The organism is Clostridium sp. CTA-19, from assembly GCF_054767855.1.
This window is the reverse complement of sequence record NZ_BAAABH010000032.1, coordinates 1-22118: the sequence shown is the minus strand read 5'-3', so window position 1 is coordinate 22118 and position 22118 is coordinate 1. Positions and strand designations below refer to the sequence as shown.

Here is a 22118-nt window from a genome sequence, read left to right as displayed (position 1 = left end):
TTTCTTTAAAAAATAGGAGTTGTAGTTTAATAATGATTGTATATAAGAGAAGGGCAAAAGGATTTACCTTAATAGAGTTAATTTTAACTGTTGCTATAATTTTAATTTTAAATTTAGTGATTGTACCTAGTGTTATGGGATACAGACATTATGCAAATAAAAAAGCTATAGATGGAACTTCAAAAATTATTTTAAATGCTGTAGAACTTTATAATTCTGAAAGTGCAATGAAATTCTCAGATGATGAAATAACCAGTGACATGACTATAAGTGATGTTAAAGGCTACTTATCACCGTTATTAAGAGATGAAGATATAAAAGAAATAGATAAGTATATAGATTCTGATGTAACTATTAAAATATTAAAAGAATTTTCAAATGATAACAATGAAGAATTTTATTGTGAAGATCACGAAAAACTAGAAAATACTTTTAGTTGTAATAAAAAATAAATTTTTAGTTTTGATTGTTTTTTAGGGAAGTTTTTTTACTTACTCTAAAATTTCAATAAAAATAATTTTAAAGGGGATGTGAATGGATGAAAAATAAAAAGAAAAAAGGGTTTACCTTAATTGAACTTTTAGCAGTGGTTGCTATAATTTTAATTCTAGCTTTAATAGCTCTACCTAGTTTAAAAGGCTATAAAGAAAGAGCTAATGTGTCTCAAGCAGTTGCATCATCTAAAGTGTTAGTTAACGCTGTAGATACGTATAATGCAGCATATGCAGGTGAAGTTGGAAAGAATGGAAATGTAGCAGACACAATAAGAGAAGACTACAAAATATCGAAAATATTAGAGGAAGCTCAAACTTATGTTGACAGTTATATTAGTGAACAAGAGCAAGGCAAATTAAGAAAATTAATAAGTACTGATCTAACAGTTGAAGAGTTGAGAACTTTTGTTTCAGAAAATGGAAACTCAGAAAATATCATATTTAAAGATGGAAAAGTGGTATTAGGAAAATAAGTGTGATGAATTTGTAACTCCTTTAAAAAGGAGTTACTTTCTTAAAAGGAGGGTTATTATGAGTTTATTAGTTTTTATTTTAGGCATTGTAATAGGCAGCTTTTTAAATGTTTGTATATATAGAATTCCAAGAGGAGAATCTGTAGCTTATCCACCATCCCATTGTTATAACTGTAATAAAAACTTGAAATGGTATGATTTATTTCCAATAGTTAGCTATATATTTTTGAAAGGAAAATGTAGATATTGCAAAGTGAAAATATCTATTCAATACCCTATTATTGAGCTCTTTACTGGAATTATATATTTATTAATTTATATTCACTATGGGTTAACTTTAAATATGTTTAAATACATAATTTTAGCTTCATTTTTTATAGTTATTGGAATTATAGATTTAAAAACTACAGATATATATGACATAACAATATTAAATCCAGCAGTTATAGGAATTATATTTTTAATATATGAATATTATATAGGGCTTTCTATATCAGGAAATATTATAGGAATATTACTGATGCTTTTTATAATTGGAGGCTTAATTTTAATAACTAAGGGAATGGCGATTGGCGATTTAGAAATGTATTTACTTGTACCACTATATATGGGATTAAAGAATTCTATATTAGTTTTACTTTTATCTATTATAATTGGTGGGGTTTTCGGAATTGTACTTATTTTAATTAAAAAGAAAACAAGAAAGGACTATATTCCCTTTGGTCCATATATAACTATAGCAACTTTAATAGCTATGTTATATGGAGAAAACATAATTAATTGGTATTTAAATTTGATTATTTAGGGGTGAAGGTTATTGGATAAAAAGGAGAGGATCTGGCAAAAGGATATTAAAGATATATTTAAAATAAATAAGAAAAAAAAAGAGAGTGAAGAAGTAAAGAAAAATACTAAGCAAAGGGTAACTATAGATATAAATGAAGACACTATAGATATTTTAGTTGGGACTAAAGAAGATATAGTACACTGGGGAAAGCTAAAAACTCCTAGTAATGCTTTCGAAAGTGGATTTATAAAAGATGTAGTTAAAATAGGAGAGTCTATAAAAGAATATTTTAAAATAGCTCATGTTAGAGCTAAGGATGTATATTTCATTGTTCATGGTGATGACATAATAACAAGATATTTGGAGTTTCCTATACTTGGAGACAGGGCTATGGATACTGCTGTAAAGATTGAGATACGTAAAAGTTATCCAGATAAAGAGAGTTTATATTATTATAGTTACCAACTAATTGAAAATGTAAATGAAGAAAAGGCTAGCATTGGTAAATATATGGTAGTAATGTGTAAACGAAGCAAAATAGACAAGTATGTGGAGCTTTCAGAAATCCTTAAGTTGAATCTTAAATGTATTGATTTATCAAGTAATTCCCTTAAAAGAGTTATAAGCAGTAGTAAATACACTAAAAATTTAAATTATATAGGATTGCTTAGTATACAAAATAACGAAACTACATTAGCTATAATAAATGACAATTTGCTTCAAATGGAAAAGAGAATAAATTTTGGAGTATCAAATATAAGAAGAATTTTAGAGTTAAGTGATAAGGAAGTAAAAGAAAAACTAAAAAACATAAATTTTAATAGTATAAAACCTCTAGATTATGAGGGTGAGCAGGTTAAAGGATTATTAGATACTTTAAGTACTGTACTAAACGGAGTTATAAAATTTTATTTTTCTGGAAGGGCTGAAAATAATCTAAATAGAATGTACGTATTAGGAGATTTAAATCATATAAAAGGAATAAAAAATTATTTTGAAAACTATTTTGAAAATGAAATTGTGTTTATTGATGATTTGAATATTAATATAGATAAGGAAAATGTGGTTAACTTAATAGATTATGTTAATTGCTATGGTTTGTTACTTAGGGAGGATTAAAAATGAGAGAATTAAATTTAGTACCTAAAGCAATTATAGAAAATCAGAAAAAAGGGAAAAAGAAAAATTTAATTAACAGAGGTATAGTATTTCTAGTAGTCATTTTTATAGGAATAAACTTATTTTATTTTATAGAATTTCAAAGATTAAAAAAGCAAAATAATGACTTGACCGTGACTTTAGAAAAATATGAAGAGGTATTAAAAGAAGATGAAAAAGTTTCAAAGGAAACAAAAGAGATAATAAATCATATTGAAAAAGTTAATCTTTTAGAAAGTAAAAAAAATAATATGACATCAAAAATAATAAAAAATTTTCAAAAGGAAATTCCCAAGGATGTTGTTATAGAAAGTTTTAATTATAGTGGTAAAGCAATATCAATTTCTGCATCAAGTAAAAGTTATAATTCGGTATTAGAATTTTGGGCAAATATAGAGAATAATCATGTTTATAAAGGGATAGAGCTGCCTGCTATTAGTGAAAATAGTGATAAAAGTTATAGGTTTAATGCAGTTATAGAAATGGTGGAGGAAAATTAGGGTGAGAGAATTAAAAAAATCAGAGAAGGTGTTAATATCTATTCTTATATTTTTACTTTTAATACTTGTAGTATCTAAGTTAGCTATATTTCCATATAGATTAAATGCTATATCTTTAAAAAGTCAGGTGGAAGAGAAAAGAAAAAAACTTGATTATGCTGTAAGAACACAGGAACAACTAGGAGAGAGGGTATCTAGTTTAAATAAATTAAAAAAAGAGCTTAATAGTTCAAGTAAAAGACTACCTACAGGAAAGCAAACACCAGATATAGCTAAGGAAATACGAGAATTAGCTGAGAAAAATTTAATAAATCTTGTAGATATAAATTTTGAAGATATAGAAAATAATAGTGAAGTTATAGAGGGAGCAGAAGGGGAAAATACAGTTGAAAAAGCAGCAGATTTAATAAATGATGTTACAAAAGATGAAAAAAGAGAACATAAAAAAAATGATACAACTAAGAAGAATACTGAGGTTAAAGTAGATAGCATATATGTGAATTTCACTGTTATAGGAGATTATAAGCAAACTTTAAATTTTTTAGCTAATGTTGAAAATAGTCAAAGGATTTGTGAAATAAATGCAGTAGCAATGACCGGTAATAATCCTACTAAAACTAGTGTTAGAATGGAATTTTTCTTTAATGAATTAGATGGTGAATTAGGCAAATATAAGCATGATTTTAATAAAGGCCAGTATGGAAAAGAAAATATGTTTAAGTAAGTTGGTGGATAGTTTGAAAGGTGTTAAAAAAGGGTTCACATTACTTGAGGTAGTTATATCAATGGCTATAGTAGTTGTAGTTTTTGCTATTGTGTCATCAATATATAGTAGTATAAATAAAAATTTAAAAATCTATGAGGTTAGGAAAAAAACTTTTAATTATACAAATACAGCGGTGGAGATGTTAAAAAGTAAGAGTATAGAAGATATTGAAATGTTAGATGGAAAAGATGTAACAATATATTTTAATAATTATGAGGAACTGACAGAATCTATAGAGGAAATAGAGAATTATGAAACAGAAAAAAATGATATATTTGATAAAGGTAATTTTACTGTAAATATTAAAATAAATAAAATTATAAATAAAAAAGAGGACGCCTTTTGTAATTACAAGGTGAAAGTTGCTACATGGAAAATGAAAGGTAAAGAGTTTTATAATGGAAAATCATCTATGACTTTTGATATAGGTAGGTAGTTTTTATGAGAAGAAATAAAGGAATAACTCTTATTGAGTTAATTGTAACCATGGGAATTTTAATGATATCTGTTGGTATGTTTTTTCTAATATTAAAAAGCAATTTAAAAGTTTTTGATAAGATAGGTAATAAATATAATGTTAATAATAATTGCAAAATAGCCTGTAATCATATTTCAAACATTATAAAATATGGGGATAAAATTATAAGTGGTGATGAAATTAATAATAATCCAAATTTAAAATTTTTAAATAACGATAGTAAAGAAAAAGTTGTTTTTTATATAGAGGGTAGCAATATAGAAAAGGAAAATCCTAATAAAGAAAAGGGAAATCAAAGACGATTTTTATATACATTGAAGGAAGATAGAAAGAATGAAAATATAACCAACTTATATAGATATGAGTATATGCCAATAGAAAATAGAATATTTAAACCAATGGAAAATAGCAGATATTTAACTGATGTAGAAAGAAAAAGTTACTTAACAAATAGTGATGAAACTAGATTGAAATTAAATGAAAAAAATTCAGCCTATATTAATGGAAGCTTAACTAAAGTAATAGATAAAAGTAGTGTTTACGATGAATATATAATATTTCAACCATATAAAAGCAACGTTGTTATGGCTATTTATTTTGATACAAATAATATACTTAAAATAACTTCTGTACAGGAAATTCAATTAAATGAATATGAAAATTATAACAAAATAAAAGGGCAATCACAGGGCGAAAAAATCATAGCTTACAATATAAAAAGTGTAGAAATTAAAAATAATGGACTACAGGTAACTATAAAAGTAGATGGTGGTTGCAGAGAAAAAGATGAAAAAGTAGAAATTAAAGATAAGGTTGTCATAGATAGGATGAGGGGGTCTATGTGATGAAGAAAAAGGGCTCAGCATTAGTTACTGCTTTAATTACTATAATTGTTATATTTGTTTTAGCATCTACACTTTTATCTTTTAGTTTATCTAGTTATAAAGCTACCACTTATATAGAACAAAGCAAAAAAATAAATTTAGCAGCGGAATCAGGAATAGATAAAGCTTATAATGAAATGAAAAATTATATAGTTGATAAAACGGATGTTTTATTAGAACCTAAAAAGTTTGACCCTGTAGTTATTGGAGATAATGGAGTGCTTTTATTTGAAGATGATAATATGGAAAATAAAGTTATTTTAAAAAGCTCACATGAAAATAAAATAACTGATATAAAAACAGGAAAAGAATATTATTATATTAAAGTTAAATCTATAGCTAAAAATAAAAAAACTAATGAAACTGTTACTTTAGTTCAATATATAGACAGAAGTGAAATATTAAATCCTTATTTTAATAGAATGTTTAATAGTGCTTTTTCCGTTATATCTCCGTTAAAAGAAAATAATACAAGAGCTGTTAATGGAAGTTTGAACAATATAGATAATTACTTTGATTTATTTAAAGGAAAGCTGAATATATCCGGTGATGTATTTATACAAAAAAATAATATAGTGTTTAAGCCTAGTGAAAGTATGAATTTGTTTGAGGATACGAATTTATATTTAAAAGGAGAAAATATAGAAATTGATGATAGTGAAAATATAATTACAAGTTTAAAGGGCGGATTACCTTACGAAGATAACGGCAAAATAGAGGAAAATCGAAAATATTGGAAGCAACTAAAATTAAAAGAGTTAAAAAATTTAAATTTTAAGGAAAGTTTAAAAGAAGGTAATATAGAATATAAAGATTTTGATAAATTAACTTTAGAAGATTTAAGTAAGCCACATTTAAAAGTCGGTGGTGAGGATATTCAAGTTTTTCATGAAAAATATAAATTTATATCCTATGAAGATATATCTATGAAATATGAAAAACTGTTAGAAAAGGAAAAAAAGGATATAAAAAAAGAAGAGCCATATTTACAAAACCCATATGTAGGGCAAGAGTTTGTTAATATAAAAAGTAATATTGACAATAATCAACTACTTATAGAATTCAAGGGTAAAACAAAAAATGGTGAAAAAATAGATTTTAACAGACTAATAAATGGAGGAGATGCTAAAAATCCATATAAAGATTTTGCAGGAATAATAGATGATAATCCTAAAAATAATGATGGTATATATGAGCATGCTGTTGAGGAATTGAGGAAAATAGATAAGTATAAAGACAATTATCTACAAACTTATGGCAATGTATATAAACTTATAATAATAGATGGTGATTTAGTTATTCCTAGTAATAGCAAAGAAAATTTTATAAATTATATAATTTATTGTACAGGAACTGTTACCTTTGAAGGGGCAAGTGAATTTTATAATTCATCTATATTTGCAAAGAATATAATTTTTAATCAAAATAACAATTTGGAAAGTGACAAATATAATATGATAAATTTCAATGGGGTAAATAGTTATAAATCCAAAGAGCATATTGTTAATGAATTAAGTGAGAAATTAACAGATTTTACTCCAGAATTTAAAGGTTTTATTCATAAAAACTTAATAAATTCACTAGATGGATATAAAGAAGCGTTAGAGTTTAATGTTATAAAAACAGAGAAATTTTAACATCTGTCAAGTGTTTATTGATAAATCCTATGATATTAATATTTTCAATAATTATAGAGAAATATAGGTTTAAAATTTGGTCTTATATTTTCTTTAATATAAATTAAATAAAAAAAATATCAATTTGGTTGTTGACAAATTGTTAATTATTAAATAAAATAATTAACAATAGTTAAGCGCAAACAAAATTGAACATACTAACTCATATATCCCTTGAATATGGCAAGGAGTATCTACCGGAAACCAATAATTTCTGACTATGGGTAAAATTAGAGAACCTATTTTAGAAGTGGTTAAATTTCTATATAAAATAGGCAAGACTAGTTTTACTTATAATATAGTAAAACTAGTCTTTTGTTCTTTTATAAGATAATCTGGGAGGAAGAATTTATAATTTATATATTATAGGAGAGGTTACTAATAGTGTGTAATTTTTAAAAAGAATTTATACGCTAAATCTTTTAAAAATTCTTTCCAATTAAGTCTAACAGTTGATTTAAAGAGATATAATGGATAAAAATTAAGAATGAGGAGTGATTTTAAATGGCAGTTATTTTAAAACAAGCATATACATTTGATGACGTGTTATTAGTTCCAAATAAATCAGAGGTTTTACCAAAGGATGTTACTTTAAAAACTAATCTTACAAAAACTATAAAATTAAATATGCCACTTATGAGTGCAGGAATGGATACTGTTACTGAAGCTAAAATGGCTATAGCTATGGCTCGTGAAGGTGGAATAGGTATTATACATAAAAATATGTCAATAGAAGAGCAAGCGGCAGAAGTTGATACTGTAAAGAGACAAGAAAATGGAGTAATAACAAATCCATTTTATTTATATCCAAACAATACTTTAGAAGAAGCTGATAAAGTAATGGCAAGATACAGAATATCAGGAGTGCCAGTAATTAAAGAAGATAATACATTAGTTGGAATAATCACTAATAGAGATATGCTGTTTGAAAAAGATTTTTCAAGAAAAATTGAAGAAGTTATGACAAAGGAAAATTTAATAACAGCAAAAGAAGATACAACTTTAGAAGAAGCTAAAGAAATACTTAAAGCACATAAAATAGAAAAACTGCCATTAGTAGATAAAAACTTTAAACTAAAAGGTTTAATAACAATAAAAGATATAGAAAAAGTTAGAATTTATCCAAATGCAGCTAAAGATGTAAAAGGTAGACTTTTATGTGGAGCAGCTGTTGGAGTAACAAAAGATATGATGGAAAGAGTAGATGCTTTAGTTGAAGCAGAAGTTGATGTAATAACTATCGATACAGCTCATGGTCATTCAAAGGGTGTTATAGATGCAGTAAGAACTGTAAAAGTTAAATATCCAGAACTTCAAATTATAGCTGGTAACGTTGCTACACCAGAAGCTACAAAAGAATTAATCGAGGCTGGTGCTGACTGTGTAAAAGTTGGCATAGGACCAGGTTCAATATGTACAACAAGAGTTGTTGCAGGCGTTGGAGTTCCTCAATTAACTGCAGTAATGGATTGTGTAGAAGAAGCTAATAAATATGGAGTGCCTGTTATAGCAGATGGTGGTTTAAAATACTCAGGAGATATAGTAAAAGCATTAGCAGCAGGAGCTAAGGTGTGTATGATGGGTTCTATGTTTGCTGGTTGTGAAGAAGCTCCAGGGGAAACTGAAATATACCAAGGAAGAAAATATAAAGTTTATAGAGGAATGGGCTCATTAGGAGCTATGGCAGCAGGAAGTAAGGATAGATATTTCCAAGAAGATAGCAAAAAATTAGTACCAGAAGGTGTTGAGGGAAGACTTCCATTTAAAGGAGCTGTTGTTGATACAATATTCCAATTAATGGGCGGAATACGTTCAGGAATGGGATACTTAGGATCACCAACTTTACAACAATTATTTGAAACTGCTAGATTTGTTGTTCAAACATCAGCAGGATTAAAAGAAAGTCACCCACATGATATCTCAATAACAAAAGAAGCACCAAACTATAGTTTATAGTTTAGTAGAGGGTGGATATTAAACTGAGAAGAGGTTTAAATAGTAAGAAAAATATGATATGCTATTTAATAAATATAGTGAATCAAGCTGGAATTCAAATTTATTCGTTAATTATATATAAGTATTAGTATATATTTACTTTTAAATTTAAGAAATTTTGAGCATGACATCACTGATGCGAATATCTGAAAATTTCAATGTATAAGTTAAAATATAAGTTTCAAACTATATATAGGGAAACAAGTGCGTATTTAAGGTTATTCATTAAATAATAAAATATTATCATTAAATAATGGATAACTTAAAAAGTCAACTTGTAACCCTATATTCAGTTAAAAAATGGATACAAGTAATTTAAATATAAATAAACTATAGTTTCATAAGAAATTAGAAAAGGGAGGCCTATGATGAGCAGAGAACTAGTTTTAGTTGTTGACTTTGGTGGTCAATATAATCAACTTATCGCAAGAAGAGTAAGAGAAAATAAAGTATATTGTGAAATAGTTCCATATACAATTTCTGCTGAAAAAGTTAAGGAATTAAATCCAAAAGGAATAATTTTTACAGGTGGTCCAAACAGTGTTTATGGTGAGGATTCTCCACAGGTAGATAAAGAGCTATTTGAGCTTAACATACCTATATTAGGAATATGTTACGGTGCTCAACTTATGTCTCATATGTTAGGTGGATGTGTTAAGACTGCAACTATAAGAGAATATGGAAAAACAGATGTAGAACTTACAACTAACAATAAATTATTTGATGGAATAACAGAAAAACAATGTTGGATGAGTCATACAGATTACATAGAAAAAGCACCAACAGGCTTTGATATTATAGGATATAGTAATCAATGTCCAGTGGCTGCTATATGCAATGAAGATAAAAAACTTTATGGAGTGCAATTCCACCCAGAAGTTGAACATACTTTATTTGGTGCAAAAATGTTAACAAACTTCTTATATAATGTTTGTCAAGTTAAAGGCGATTGGTCAATGTCTTCTTTTGCAGAAGAAAAAATAAAAGAAATAAAAGAATTAGTTGGCGATAAAAAAGTTCTATGCGCTTTATCTGGTGGAGTAGATTCATCAGTAGCTGCAGTTCTTGTACATAAAGCAATAGGAAAGCAGTTAACTTGTGTATTTGTTGATCACGGTCTTTTAAGAAAAGATGAAGGGGATCAAGTAGAAGAAGTATTTAGAAAAGGTTTTGATATGAACCTAATAAGAGTTAACGCACAAGAGAGATTCTTAGGCAAACTTAAAGGTGTAAGTGATCCAGAAAGAAAAAGAAAAATAATCGGTGAAGAATTTATAAGAGTATTTGAAGAAGAATCAAATAAACTTGGAGATATAGACTTCTTAGTTCAAGGAACAATATATGCAGATGTAGTAGAAAGCGGAACTAATACTTCAGCTACAATAAAGAGTCATCATAATGTTGGAGGACTTCCAGAAGATATTAAATTTAAATTAATTGAACCATTAAGAGAATTATTTAAAGATGAAGTTAGAGCAGTTGGAGAAGAAATAGGAATTCCTCATAATTTAGTATGGAGACAGCCATTCCCAGGTCCAGGACTTGCTATAAGAGTTCTTGGTGAAGTTACTGAAGAAAAATTATCTATAGTAAGAGAAGCTGATGCAATATTCAGAGAAGAAGTTGCATTAAATGGACTAGAAGGTAAAATATGGCAATACTTTGCTTGTCTTCCAAATATCCAATCAGTTGGTGTTATGGGTGATGAGAGAACTTACTGTCATACAATAGCATTAAGAGCTGTAACATCTTCAGATGGAATGACTTCTGATTGGGCAAGAATACCATATGAAGTTTTAGATAAAGTATCTAGAAGAATAGTAAATGAAGTTAAAGGGATAAACAGAATTGTTTATGATGTAACTTCTAAACCACCATCAACTATTGAGTGGGAATAAAATTAAATAGTCAAAGCATATATAAGCTTATGTTCTTTATTGATTTAAAGGATATAAGCTTTTTTTATGTAAAAGTATAATATTTAATTTTTCAACATAAATTAATAAAGTATATAAAAATATACAAATTTTAAAAGTAATTAATTTAGTTGGAGGACTTATGAACAATATAGAGGTAGATTTTTCAAAATGTTATCCTTATCTAAAGAGTGAAGAAATTTTAATTTTTGATAATATGACAAGAGAAATTCATAACATGATGCATAATAAAAATTGTATAGGAAGTGAATACTTGGGTTGGCTAAATTTACCCAGTGAATTTCCTAAAGATGAAATAAAAAGAATAAAGAATGTAGCTGTAAATATAAAAAATCATTCTGATGCTTTTATCATAGTAGGAATAGGTGGTTCTTATTTAGGCGCTAGGGCAGTTATTGAAGGATTAACGCATACATTCCATAATAGCTTACCTAAGAGTGAAAGAACGGCACCTAAAATTTATTTTGCAGGTAATAATATTAGCTCAACATATCTTTCAGAAATATTAGATATGGTTGAGCATATAGATTTTTCTATAAATGTTATATCTAAATCAGGAACAACTACAGAACCAGCTATAGCTTTTAGATTTTTAAAAGATGTGTTAGAAAAAAAATATGGAAAAGATGGCGCAAGAGAAAGAATATTTATAACTACTGATAAGAACAAAGGAGCTATGAGAAAACTTTGTGATGAAGAAGGCTATGAAAATTTTGTAATACCAGATGATATTGGCGGAAGATACTCTGTTCTTACATCAGTGGGATTACTGCCTATTGCAGTTGCTGGGATTGATATAGAAGAACTTTTAAAAGGTGCAGAGGATGCAAGTATTGAATATAATAATTATAACTTAGAAAAAAATAGTTGTTATAGATATGCAATTGCAAGGCATCTATTATATATGAAGGGAAAATTTATAGAAATTATGGCAACATATGAGCCTTGTATGAATTATTTTGGTGAATGGTGGAAACAATTATTTGGGGAAAGTTTAGGAAAAAACCACACAGGTATATTCCCAGCTACCGTTAATTTTTCTACTGATCTACATTCTATGGGACAATATATACAAGAGGGATTAAGAATATTTTTTGAAACTACGATAAATATAAAAGAAACTAAAAGAGAACTTGTTATATTTAATGATGAAAAAAATATAGATGAGCTTAATTTTCTAGAAGGAAAGACTATAGATTATATAAATAAAAGAGCTATGGAAGGAACAGAACTTGCTCATAATCAAGGGGAAGTACCAAACATAACAATAACAATACCAAATTTATCTCCATATTATGTAGGTTATATGATATACTTTTTTGAAAAGGCATGTTCAGTGTGTGGATACTTAATTGGTGTTAATCCTTTTGACCAACAAGGTGTTGAAAATTATAAAAGTAATATGTTCGCACTTTTAGGTAAACCTGGATATGAAGATAAAAAAATAGAATTAGAGATGAAATTAGAGGAAATGAATAATGAAAATTTTAGTAGATGCAGATGCATGTCCTGCAAAACAAATCATAGAGAATGTAGCAAAAGAATATGGTAAAGAATTAATTTTTTATTGTGATATAAATCATGTTCTAACGATAAGTTATGGAGAAGTAAAATATATGGATAGTGGATTTCAAAGTGTAGATATGAAAATTGTAAATGAAGTAAGTGATATGGATATAGTTGTAACACAGGATTATGGTGTAGCGGCTATGGTTTTAGGCAAGAGGGCTTTTGCTATAAGTCCTAAGGGTCATATATATTCAAATGACAATATAGATAAACTACTATTTGAAAGACATATAAGTGGAAAAGTAAGAAGAGGTGGTGGAAAAACCTCTAATCCGAAGAAAAGAAAAGCAGAGGATGATGAAAGACTATATAAAAACTTGAAAAAATTAGTATCTACTTCATAGTATATAGTTTAAAGACTGACTTTCAGTATTGTATAGGGAAATAATCGTTAAATAAGTTAAAATTAATAAAAGTATTAAGGGATAAGCATAGCAAACTATCCAGTTATGCAGACGTCCCTTTTGTTATTATAGAGTTACGATGGGTAATAATTAATAAGGTTTATTTGAAACATTAAATTTAATATATTAGCCTTATATAGCTCTTTTCTATTTTTTGGAATTATAGTATAATAAAATATAATATGTAAAATCTTAATATGGTATTCAGATAAATTTTAAACTCACTGCTATGGGTTTTTATATATAAACAGTAAATAAGATAACTTTTCTAAATTTTTAAATAAATACTATTTTAGAGGAGAAAGTTAAAGTATAAAGGGTTGAGGAGGAAAGCTGCTATAATGAACGAAATGAATATTATTACAAACTTAGAAAGTCCTCAAGAAAAAGGCAAAGAAATTACTATTAAAGTAGAAAATCAAATAGAAAAAAACTTAATGTATAAATTTTTAATTGGTAGTGATGGAACTTGGGAAACTATTAAAGATTTTAGTTTAGATAATTATGTTGTTTGGAAACCTATAGTAGACGGAAAATATATAATTATGGTTCAGATAAAAGTTCAAGGCAGCAAAAAATCTTTTGATTATATCTCAAGAACGGACTTTATTGTTGGAAAATGTGAAGAAAAACTTATTAAAAATATATACCTAGATAAAGATGATGTAAAAGTAGGGGAAAAAGTTACTGTTACAGCAGAAAGTGATTCAGCATCAGTATTATACAGATATTGGATTAAAGATAATTCTAAATGGACTTTAGTTAAGGATTATACGGTAGATAATAGTTTAACCTATACTCCTAAATTTCAAAGTGATATGGAATTACTCGTAGAATGTAAAAGTATATATTCAAGTAATTTATTTGATGATTTTAAATCAATAAAATTTCAAGTAAGTCCAATATCTAAGCTAGAAATAACTAATTTAAAATGTTTAAACGAAACTTTATTACAAGATGAAGAACTTATTTTTGAAGTTGAAGCAAACCAAGATGAAAGTAGAGTTGTTCTATTTAAATTTTTACGAATAGATGAGGAAGGCGAAGTATTTTGTCTACAAGATTATTCAACTAAAAGACTACTTAGTTACAAAGAAGTTAAGCATGGAAATTATAAAATATTATGCTTGGCAAAAGATATGTATTCTCCTAATGAATTTGATGATAGAGCAATTATACATTATAAGGTGTATCCATATGAAACAATAAAACTACTTAGTTTTACAACGGATGTAAGTTCTCCACAGGTTACAAAAAGTAATATAATCTTAAAAGCAGTTGCAGCTGGAGGCAAAGATCTATTATATAAATTTGTTATTGACGGAAATGAAAGTAAGACAAGTAAGTTTACTAAGGAAAATAGTTTTTTGTGGCAACCTACTAAAGCAGGAAAGTATAAGTTAGAAGTGTATATTAAAGATAGATCTTTTGATGAAGAATATGAAATAAATGATAGTATATATTTTGAAATAGAAGAGGATTATTTAGATAATATAAAAATAGAAGAAGTTATACTTGATAGAAAAAGGCAATTGTTAATACATGAGCCTATAAATATTAGAGTTATTGCAACAGGGGGAATTAATTTAAAATATAGCTTTATAGTTAAGCTAAAGGATAAAATAACAGAAAAAATAGATTATAGTGATGAAAATACTGCTTATTTTGCACCGGAGCAAATAGGTCAGTATGAAATAGAAGTTAGAATAAAAGATGCTAAATCAAAAAGAGAATATGATGCTCATTCTATATTTTATGTGGATTGCTATGAATATATTCCAGCAAAAATAGATTATGTTTTAGCAGAAACAAAAGAATTTTATTTAATTGGACAACCTATATTTTTGGAATGTATATGTGAAAACACCTTAAATACGCTAATAAAATATGAAATAAAAATAAATAATCACGAGGTTGAAAAGAGTGATTATATAGAAGAAAAGAAATTTAAATTTGTACCTCGCTGTGAGGGAAAATATGTAGTTGATATTATGGCGAAAAATAAATCTAGTAAAGAAGAATATGATCATAAAAAAACTGTTGTGTTCAATGTTCTAGATAGTAAACCAATTACAAACTGTAAAATTTATCAAGAAAAAGAAACATTAAGGTGTAATGAAAGTATAAATTTTAAAGTTAATTGTGAAGGTGGAAAAGATAGAGTATATGAATTTTATTTAATGGAACAAGGTGAATGGAACTTAATTCAAAGATATAGTAAAAAAGATTATTATACTTTTATACCTTTCAAAAAAGGATTTTATAAAGTATTGGCATTAGTAAAAAGTAGTAGTAAAAAGATTTCTTATGAAGATTATGATTTAATAGAATTTAAAGTTAACGGTTGAAAATATTAAAATAGAAAGATTTTTTTAGCCACAAGGTCATATTAGTGGAAAATTTATTTAATTGATAATGTATAGAGGAAACTGGACTACCAGTTTCTTTAATTTTTAATGAAATAAAATTTATAGTAATGAAAAAGTACAAATAGTATGAAAGAAGTTAAGATGTTCTATAGGGAAACAAGCTCAAATTTAAATTTATTCAATAACTTTAGAATATTTTTATACAAAATATAGTGTTGAATTCTAAGCGATTCGGAGCATGTCTCACTATTTGGGGTATCCAAGTTTTGAAATGGATAATTTTAAAAGTCAACTTGCAACCCTATAGAAGAAAAACTAAAATTAAAAAGTATTTTATAGGAAAGGCTTAATTAAGTTGATGTTAGACACGATAATTTAAAGTATAGAGAATGTTTAAATTAAAATTTTTTAAGTTAGTGGGGTGAATGATTTGGCAACGGATGGAGTAAGCGGTATTCAACAAAAAAATATGGATAATATGTTACAAGTTATGATGATGACAAAAATGATGCAGGGTAGTGGAGAAGAAGGTGGTCAAAGCTATAATATGGTATTTGCAAGCCTTTTAAATGCTATGGCAGAAAAAAGTGCAAGAGAAGATAGTTATCAAAATCAAATTAATAATGACTTTACAAATATAACAGAGATGATATTAAGACCAGATTTAGCGATGAATAATATTAATAGTAGCACAACTAGTAATGTAAAGGTAAGTGAGGATCTTATTAGTGACAATCCGGAAATTGAAAACGCTATAAAAACTGCTTCTAAAAAATATGGGGTAGATGAGAAACTTATAAGAACAATAATAAAAATAGAATCTAACTTTGATCCTAATGTTAAGTCTTGGGCTGGAGCTATGGGGCTTATGCAATTAATGCCTGAAAATGTTAGTCATTATGGTGTTGAAAATCCATACGATATAAATGAAAATATTGATGCAGGAACTAGACATATAAAAGACTATTTAAATATGTATAATGGAAGTCTCCAAATGGCATTGGCAGCATACAACTGTGGACCTGGAACTATGCAACAAAGAGGGGTAACTAGCATGGCTGATTTTAATAATCTTCCATTAGAAACTCAAAATTACATAGATAAAGTTGGTAAATATTTATAAGTAAATTTCAGACTAATATTTAAAAGTATTAGTCTTTTTTTATTTCAACTATAGTTAAGAGTTGAGGAGGAAATTGGAGCTTAGTTAGTTAAGAGTTAATAGTTAAAAGTTAATAATTCAGGTTGAAACTGGACTGCCAGTTTCTTTAAATTTAAGGGGGGAAATTCTAGGTTAGGTTTTATAAAACTAACCAAAGCTAAATTTAAGGTTTACAGCCGTAACAAGAAGGACAGGCGTACCAAAGTATATTTTCCATAAGCTATTTTTACAGTGAAATCGAAAGATTATCAATAAAATCTAAAGCAATCAAAGACGGTCCTTAAGATAGTTAATAGTTAAAAATTAAGAGTTAGTAAATATAATTTGAATTTAGTTATATAAATTGGTAGAATCTAAACTTAGTGATGAATTTTTATAAAAAATTTTAGAATTAAAATTTAGGATAAAAATGTATTTTAATTATTTTATATTATGATAGAGTTTAATTTTAAAATTATATATAGAAATAGAAAGTTATAGAGATATAGGAAAACAAGCTTAAATTTAAATTTATTCAATAACTTAAAAATATTTTTATACAGAATTAAGTGTGAGTTTAGGTGCTTGCGAGCTAGCATCACTATTTTAGGTATTCAAGTTTTGGAATGAATGATTTTTAAAATCAACTTGAAACCTATATTATTTTTATTATAAGGTAAGTTATAATTATTTATAAATATAGGAATAATTAAAATTGCAATTTTAGTACATAATAAAGAAAGGTGATAGATTTATGGAAAGATTAGATAAAATAATAGCAAATCTAGGATATGGAACAAGAAAAGAGGTAAAAATTCTTTGTAAAAAAGGGGAAGTTTTAGTTAATGGTAAATCTGTAAAAGATAGTGGTTTAAAGGTAGATCCGGATAAAGACATTATACAAGTTAGTGGAGAAACTTTAAATTATAGAGAGTTTATATATTTATTGATGAATAAGCCCGATGGTGTTGTTAGTGCTACTTTTGATAATTATGATGAAACGGTTATAGATTTACTAGATGAAGAATATAAGGCGTTTGAACCATTCCCAGTTGGAAGACTTGATAAAGATACTGTGGGATTATTACTTATAACAAATGATGGAGAATTAAATCACAAGCTTATAGCTCCTAAAAATCATGTGGATAAGGTTTATTATGCTGAGATTGATAAGGAAGTAACAGATGAGGACATAAAGAAATTCGAAAATAGAATAACTTTAGATGATGGATATTTATGTATGCCTGCTAAATTAAATATATTAGAATCTGGTGAAAATGGTTCTTGTGTAGAAATTACAATTCAAGAAGGAAAGTTTCATCAAGTAAAAAGAATGTTTGACGCTGTAGGTAAATCCGTAGTTTACTTAAGAAGAATAAGCTTTGGACCACTAAAAATAGATGAAAGTATAGAAGAAGGGGAATATAGAGAACTAACTGAAGAGGAAATAAATATACTAAAAAACCTTTAAAGCATAAGAAAAAATATGTAATAATATGTCATATGAATTAATAAAACATTAACAAAAAGTACACAAAAATAAAATTAATATTGTAATCAATAGTAAAATTTTGAAAAAAATGTGGAAAAAAATAAAAAAAGTGATTTTTTCAAATTTTTTTACAAATTTACTTGAATAAAATATTAAAAAAGACTATAATGTAATTGCAAAATAAATAAAGAGATATATAGCCCCCTTTTTATTTATTTATAACAGCCCAACCCCAAGGGCTGTTATGTATTTATTATATGTCAAATTATTTAATCATATAATTTGAAATAAAAATCTTCTAGTTGCAGCTAGAAGATTTTTATTTTTGTTAACAAATACATATTTTATTAACAAAATTCAAGATTTTAAATTCCAAGAGTTAAAGATATAGGGAAACAAGCTCAAATTTAAATTTATTCAATAACTTTAAAATATTTTTATACAAAATATAATGTTGAATTTCAAGTGATTCAGAGCATGTCTCACTATTTTAGGTATCCAAGGTTTGGAATGGATAATTTTAAAAGTCAACTTGGAACCCTATAAAAAGACAGGGTGTATGATGAAGAAATAAAGATGAAATATTTTAAAGATATTTGTTACAAAATAATAATATAAAATAGAGTAATAGTAGGCGTATGTTTAAATTTTACAGGAGAATTGTCCATATCAAATAGGTGTGAATACTGGCTTATTAATTATTTAATTATGCTTAATATAAATAATTAACATATTAATAGATGAAAAGTGTGATAATATAAATAAATGATATTTAAAATATTTTTATATAAAATGTGATGTTGAATTTAAAGTATTTTCGAGTATATCTCATTAATTGGGGTATCCAAATTTTAGAATAATAACTTTAGAAGTAAAATTGGAACCTTATAATTTAAAAGGAGAGAATATAAAATTTTTTTTTATATCAATAATTAGGTTGATTTATGTGTATAATTATTAATATATAGATAAAATTTTAGCGAAGTAAATATGAAATTTTCTAAATAGATATCATAAATTAAGGAGGTATAAAATGAATATAAGAGAAGTTCTGCTTAGTTTTATGGCAGAAGAAGCATATAAGCCTATGACATCTCAAGAACTTGGAAAAATTTTTGGAATAGGCAAAAGAGAAATAAAAGATTTTCAGAAAATATTAGATAGCATGGAACAAGATGGGCAAATAATAAAAAATGATAAAGATAGATATGGTGTGGTAGATAAAATGGGTATGGAAGTAGGTAAATTCCAAGCACACCAAAGAGGTTTTGGATTTGTAATATTAGACGATGATAGACCAGATGTGTTCATACCAGCAGATAATGTTAATACAGCTATGAACGGAGATAGAGTTTTAGTTAAAATACTAAAAAACGAAAATCATGGCAAAAAATGCGAAGGGTTTATAGAGCGTGTAATAGAAAGAAAAAATAAAACTGTTGTAGGATTATATCAAGACAGTAAAAGTTTTGGTTTTGTTGTTCCAAAGGATAATAAAGTTAATAAGGATATATTTATACCAAAGGCAAAAAGAAATGGAGCTAAAACTGGTCAGATGGTAGTTGTGGAAATAACTAAATGGCCAGAAGATAATAGAAAAGCTGAAGGTATAGTTGTTGAAGTATTGGGTTACAAAGAAGAAAAAGGTGTAGATATATTAACTATAATAAGAAAACACAATCTTCCAGAAGAGTTCCCTTATGAAGTAGAACAAGAAGCGGCAGATATAGATGAAGAGATACCAGAAAATGAATATAAAAGAAGAAAAGATTTAAGAGATTTAAAAATGGTTACAATAGATGGGGAAGATGCTAAAGACTTAGATGATGCAGTATCAGTTGAAGTTTTAAGAAATGGAAACTTTAAATTAGGTGTTCACATAGCAGATGTATCTCACTATGTAACTGAAAAATCAAACTTAGATAAAGAAGCATTAAAAAGAGGTAATTCTGTATACTTAATAGATAGAGTTATCCCTATGCTACCTAAAAAACTTTCTAACGGAGTATGTAGTTTAAATCCTAAAGTTGATAGATTAACACTATCTTGTTTTATGGAGATAAATAATGAAGGAAAAGTTGTTGATCATGAAATTTGTGAATCTATAATAAAAACTAATGAAAGAATGACTTATACAGATGTAACAAAAATTTTAAGAGACAATGATAAAGAAACTATAGAAAGATATGATTATCTATATGAAGATTTTAAAAATATGGAAAAGCTTTATGAAATTTTAAGCTCAAGAAGAACTAGAAGAGGTTCTATAGACTTTGAGTTTGACGAAGCTAAGATAATATTAGATGAGAATGGAAAACCTATAGATATAAAACCTTATGAAAGAGCAGTTTCAAATAGAATAATAGAAGAATTTATGTTAGTTGCTAATGAAACTGTAGCTGAACATATGTTTTGGCTAAATACTCCTTTTGTATATAGGGTACATGAGGATCCAGATGAAGAAAAATTAATGAGTTTTAATGAATTTGTATATAATTTAGGATATTTCATAAAAAATACATCTGAGGTTCATCCAAGAATGCTTCAAGATATATTAGGAAAAGTTAAAGGAAAAAAAGAGGAGCATGTTGTTAGTAGACTATTACTCCGTTCTATGATGAAAGCTAAATATTCACCAGAGTGTTTAGGTCACTTTGGACTTGCAGCTAAATATTACTGTCACTTTACTTCACCAATTAGAAGATATCCAGATTTAATAATTCATAGAATAATAAAAGAATATTTAAATGGTGGAATAAATGATAAGAGAGAGAAAAAATTAAGAAAATCAGTGGAAGTTGCATCTAAACAAGCATCGGACACAGAAAAAATTGCTATTGATGCAGAAAGAGATGTAGATGATTTAAAGAAAGCTGAGTATATGGGTGAAAAAATTGGTGAGCAGTTTGATGGAATAGTATCATCAGTAACTAATTTTGGAATATTTGTAGAGCTTCCAAATACTGTTGAAGGATTAGTTCATATAACTGACCTAAAGGATGATTATTATGTGTTTGATGATAAAAATCTTCAACTTATAGGTGAGAGAACTAAAAATATTTATAAATTAGGTGATGAAGTTAGGATTGTTTGCTCAAGAGTAAATTTAGATGCTCATGAAATTTTCTTTGAAATTGTAGAGCAAGATCAAGATGAAGAAGAAAAAAGTGAATAAGTAGTTTGAAAAACTTTATTATAAATAAAAGTCTTAAAATGGAAAATTAAATCCGTTTTAAGACTTTTTTATGTTTATAAGCATTAACTAACGACAAGATTATTACTTGATAAATTTATAGATTAGTTTTTTAACTTATTTTATTATATAGGGTACAAAGTGGACTTTAAAAATTATCCATTCAAAAATTTGTATTCCTATATATGTAGCGAAATGTAGAAATTTATAAACTATATTTTAATATATAAATAAAATGATGTAAAAGCAACTCGGTTTATGAACCAATTTGATATAAAAAGAATATTATAAACTGAACGAAAGAAAAGCAATCACAAAACTTAGCAATGAAAAATGTTAAGTTATGTTAATCATGTAGCACGGGGGGAGTATAAATGGCCAATAATTTAGTTTTTAATAATGTAGCATCACAGTTGCTAGTTTTAGCTAATGGTGTAGATCCTAATACTCAGCAAACTCATCCAATTCAAGTTGATGCCGATGGTATAATTCAGCTTGGTACAGTAACAATAAATGGTTCAGTAACAGTAGCAAATACAGTAACAGCAGTAGTGGATGGAACTGTAGATGTAGCTGGAACAGTAACGGTAGGAAATGCAGTAACRGTAGCRGCWGGAACAGTAACAGCGTTAGTAGGAAATACAGTAACAGCGKCAGTAGAAGGAACTGTAGCAGTATCTAATCCAATAACAGTAGCAAATACAGTAACAGCAGTAGTGGATGGAACTGTRGATGTAGCTGGAACAGTAACGGTAGGAAATGCAGTAACAGTAGCGGCWGGAACAGTAACAGCGTTAGTAGG

At 27.1% G+C, this 22118-nt stretch carries 18 protein-coding genes and 1 riboswitch; all 18 genes read left to right on the top strand.

What is annotated here, in order from left to right; all coding sequences use genetic code 11:
- The first annotated feature begins 32 nt into the window (after positions 1-32).
- Positions 33-452: a type II secretion system protein gene (locus tag ACYUE0_RS14670; protein WP_061996530.1), complete on the top strand. Its 420-nt coding sequence runs from the start codon at positions 33-35 to the stop codon at positions 450-452.
- 86 nt (positions 453-538) lie between these two features.
- Positions 539-967, top strand: coding sequence for a prepilin-type N-terminal cleavage/methylation domain-containing protein (locus ACYUE0_RS14665; protein ID WP_199870487.1), 429 nt, complete (start codon positions 539-541; stop codon positions 965-967).
- Positions 968-1025: 58 nt separating this feature from the next.
- On the top strand, positions 1026-1772 hold the full coding sequence (locus tag ACYUE0_RS14660) for a prepilin peptidase (protein WP_061996532.1): 747 nt from the start codon (positions 1026-1028) through the stop codon (positions 1770-1772).
- Between the two features lie 12 nt (positions 1773-1784).
- Positions 1785-2873 (top strand): pilus assembly protein PilM, encoded by a 1089-nt coding sequence (gene pilM / locus ACYUE0_RS14655; RefSeq protein WP_061996533.1) that lies wholly within the window; start codon positions 1785-1787, stop codon positions 2871-2873.
- 2 nt (positions 2874-2875) lie between these two features.
- Positions 2876-3412: a PilN domain-containing protein gene (locus tag ACYUE0_RS14650; RefSeq protein ID WP_061996534.1), complete on the top strand. Its 537-nt coding sequence runs from the start codon at positions 2876-2878 to the stop codon at positions 3410-3412.
- A 1-nt stretch (position 3413) separates the two neighbouring features.
- Positions 3414-4136, top strand: a complete 723-nt coding sequence (locus tag ACYUE0_RS14645; RefSeq protein ID WP_460271208.1) for a hypothetical protein — start codon at positions 3414-3416, stop codon at positions 4134-4136.
- A gap of 13 nt (positions 4137-4149) precedes the next feature.
- Positions 4150-4614 (top strand): prepilin-type N-terminal cleavage/methylation domain-containing protein, encoded by a 465-nt coding sequence (locus tag ACYUE0_RS14640; protein ID WP_460271206.1) that lies wholly within the window; start codon positions 4150-4152, stop codon positions 4612-4614.
- 5 nt (positions 4615-4619) lie between these two features.
- Positions 4620-5501, top strand: a complete 882-nt coding sequence (locus ACYUE0_RS14635) for a prepilin-type N-terminal cleavage/methylation domain-containing protein (RefSeq protein WP_460271204.1) — start codon at positions 4620-4622, stop codon at positions 5499-5501.
- Positions 5501-7177 (top strand): hypothetical protein, encoded by a 1677-nt coding sequence (locus tag ACYUE0_RS14630; RefSeq protein WP_460271203.1) that lies wholly within the window; start codon positions 5501-5503, stop codon positions 7175-7177. Before ACYUE0_RS14635 ends, ACYUE0_RS14630 begins: the two co-directional genes overlap by 1 nt.
- Before the next feature lie 182 nt (positions 7178-7359).
- Positions 7360-7457, top strand: a riboswitch (purine riboswitch).
- Between the two features lie 263 nt (positions 7458-7720).
- On the top strand, positions 7721-9172 hold the full coding sequence (gene guaB, locus ACYUE0_RS14625; protein WP_061996539.1) for an IMP dehydrogenase: 1452 nt from the start codon (positions 7721-7723) through the stop codon (positions 9170-9172).
- A 407-nt stretch (positions 9173-9579) separates the two neighbouring features.
- Entirely contained in the window at positions 9580-11109 is a 1530-nt protein-coding gene (gene guaA / locus ACYUE0_RS14620; protein ID WP_460271200.1) for a glutamine-hydrolyzing GMP synthase, read from the top strand.
- A 160-nt stretch (positions 11110-11269) separates the two neighbouring features.
- The gene (locus ACYUE0_RS14615; RefSeq protein WP_460271198.1) at positions 11270-12700 is read left to right on the top strand and encodes a glucose-6-phosphate isomerase; all 1431 of its coding nucleotides are present in this window, start codon (positions 11270-11272) and stop codon (positions 12698-12700) included.
- The gene (locus ACYUE0_RS14610) at positions 12627-13061 is read left to right on the top strand and encodes a YaiI/YqxD family protein (RefSeq protein ID WP_061996542.1); all 435 of its coding nucleotides are present in this window, start codon (positions 12627-12629) and stop codon (positions 13059-13061) included. The genes ACYUE0_RS14615 and ACYUE0_RS14610 overlap by 74 nt, the downstream gene beginning before the upstream one ends.
- 401 nt (positions 13062-13462) lie before the next feature.
- Complete coding sequence (locus ACYUE0_RS14605) at positions 13463-15469, top strand: triple tyrosine motif-containing protein (RefSeq protein WP_460271194.1); 2007 nt, start codon at positions 13463-13465, stop codon at positions 15467-15469.
- A gap of 451 nt (positions 15470-15920) precedes the next feature.
- Positions 15921-16613, top strand: a complete 693-nt coding sequence (locus ACYUE0_RS14600; RefSeq protein ID WP_460271192.1) for a lytic transglycosylase domain-containing protein — start codon at positions 15921-15923, stop codon at positions 16611-16613.
- A gap of 772 nt (positions 16614-17385) precedes the next feature.
- Entirely contained in the window at positions 17386-18102 is a 717-nt protein-coding gene (locus ACYUE0_RS14595; RefSeq protein ID WP_460271190.1) for a pseudouridine synthase, read from the top strand.
- 1054 nt (positions 18103-19156) lie between these two features.
- Positions 19157-21298: a ribonuclease R gene (gene rnr / locus ACYUE0_RS14590; RefSeq protein ID WP_460271187.1), complete on the top strand. Its 2142-nt coding sequence runs from the start codon at positions 19157-19159 to the stop codon at positions 21296-21298.
- A gap of 392 nt (positions 21299-21690) precedes the next feature.
- Positions 21691-22118 (top strand): hypothetical protein (locus tag ACYUE0_RS14585; protein WP_460271184.1); only part of this gene is annotated, 428 nt, incomplete at its 3' end.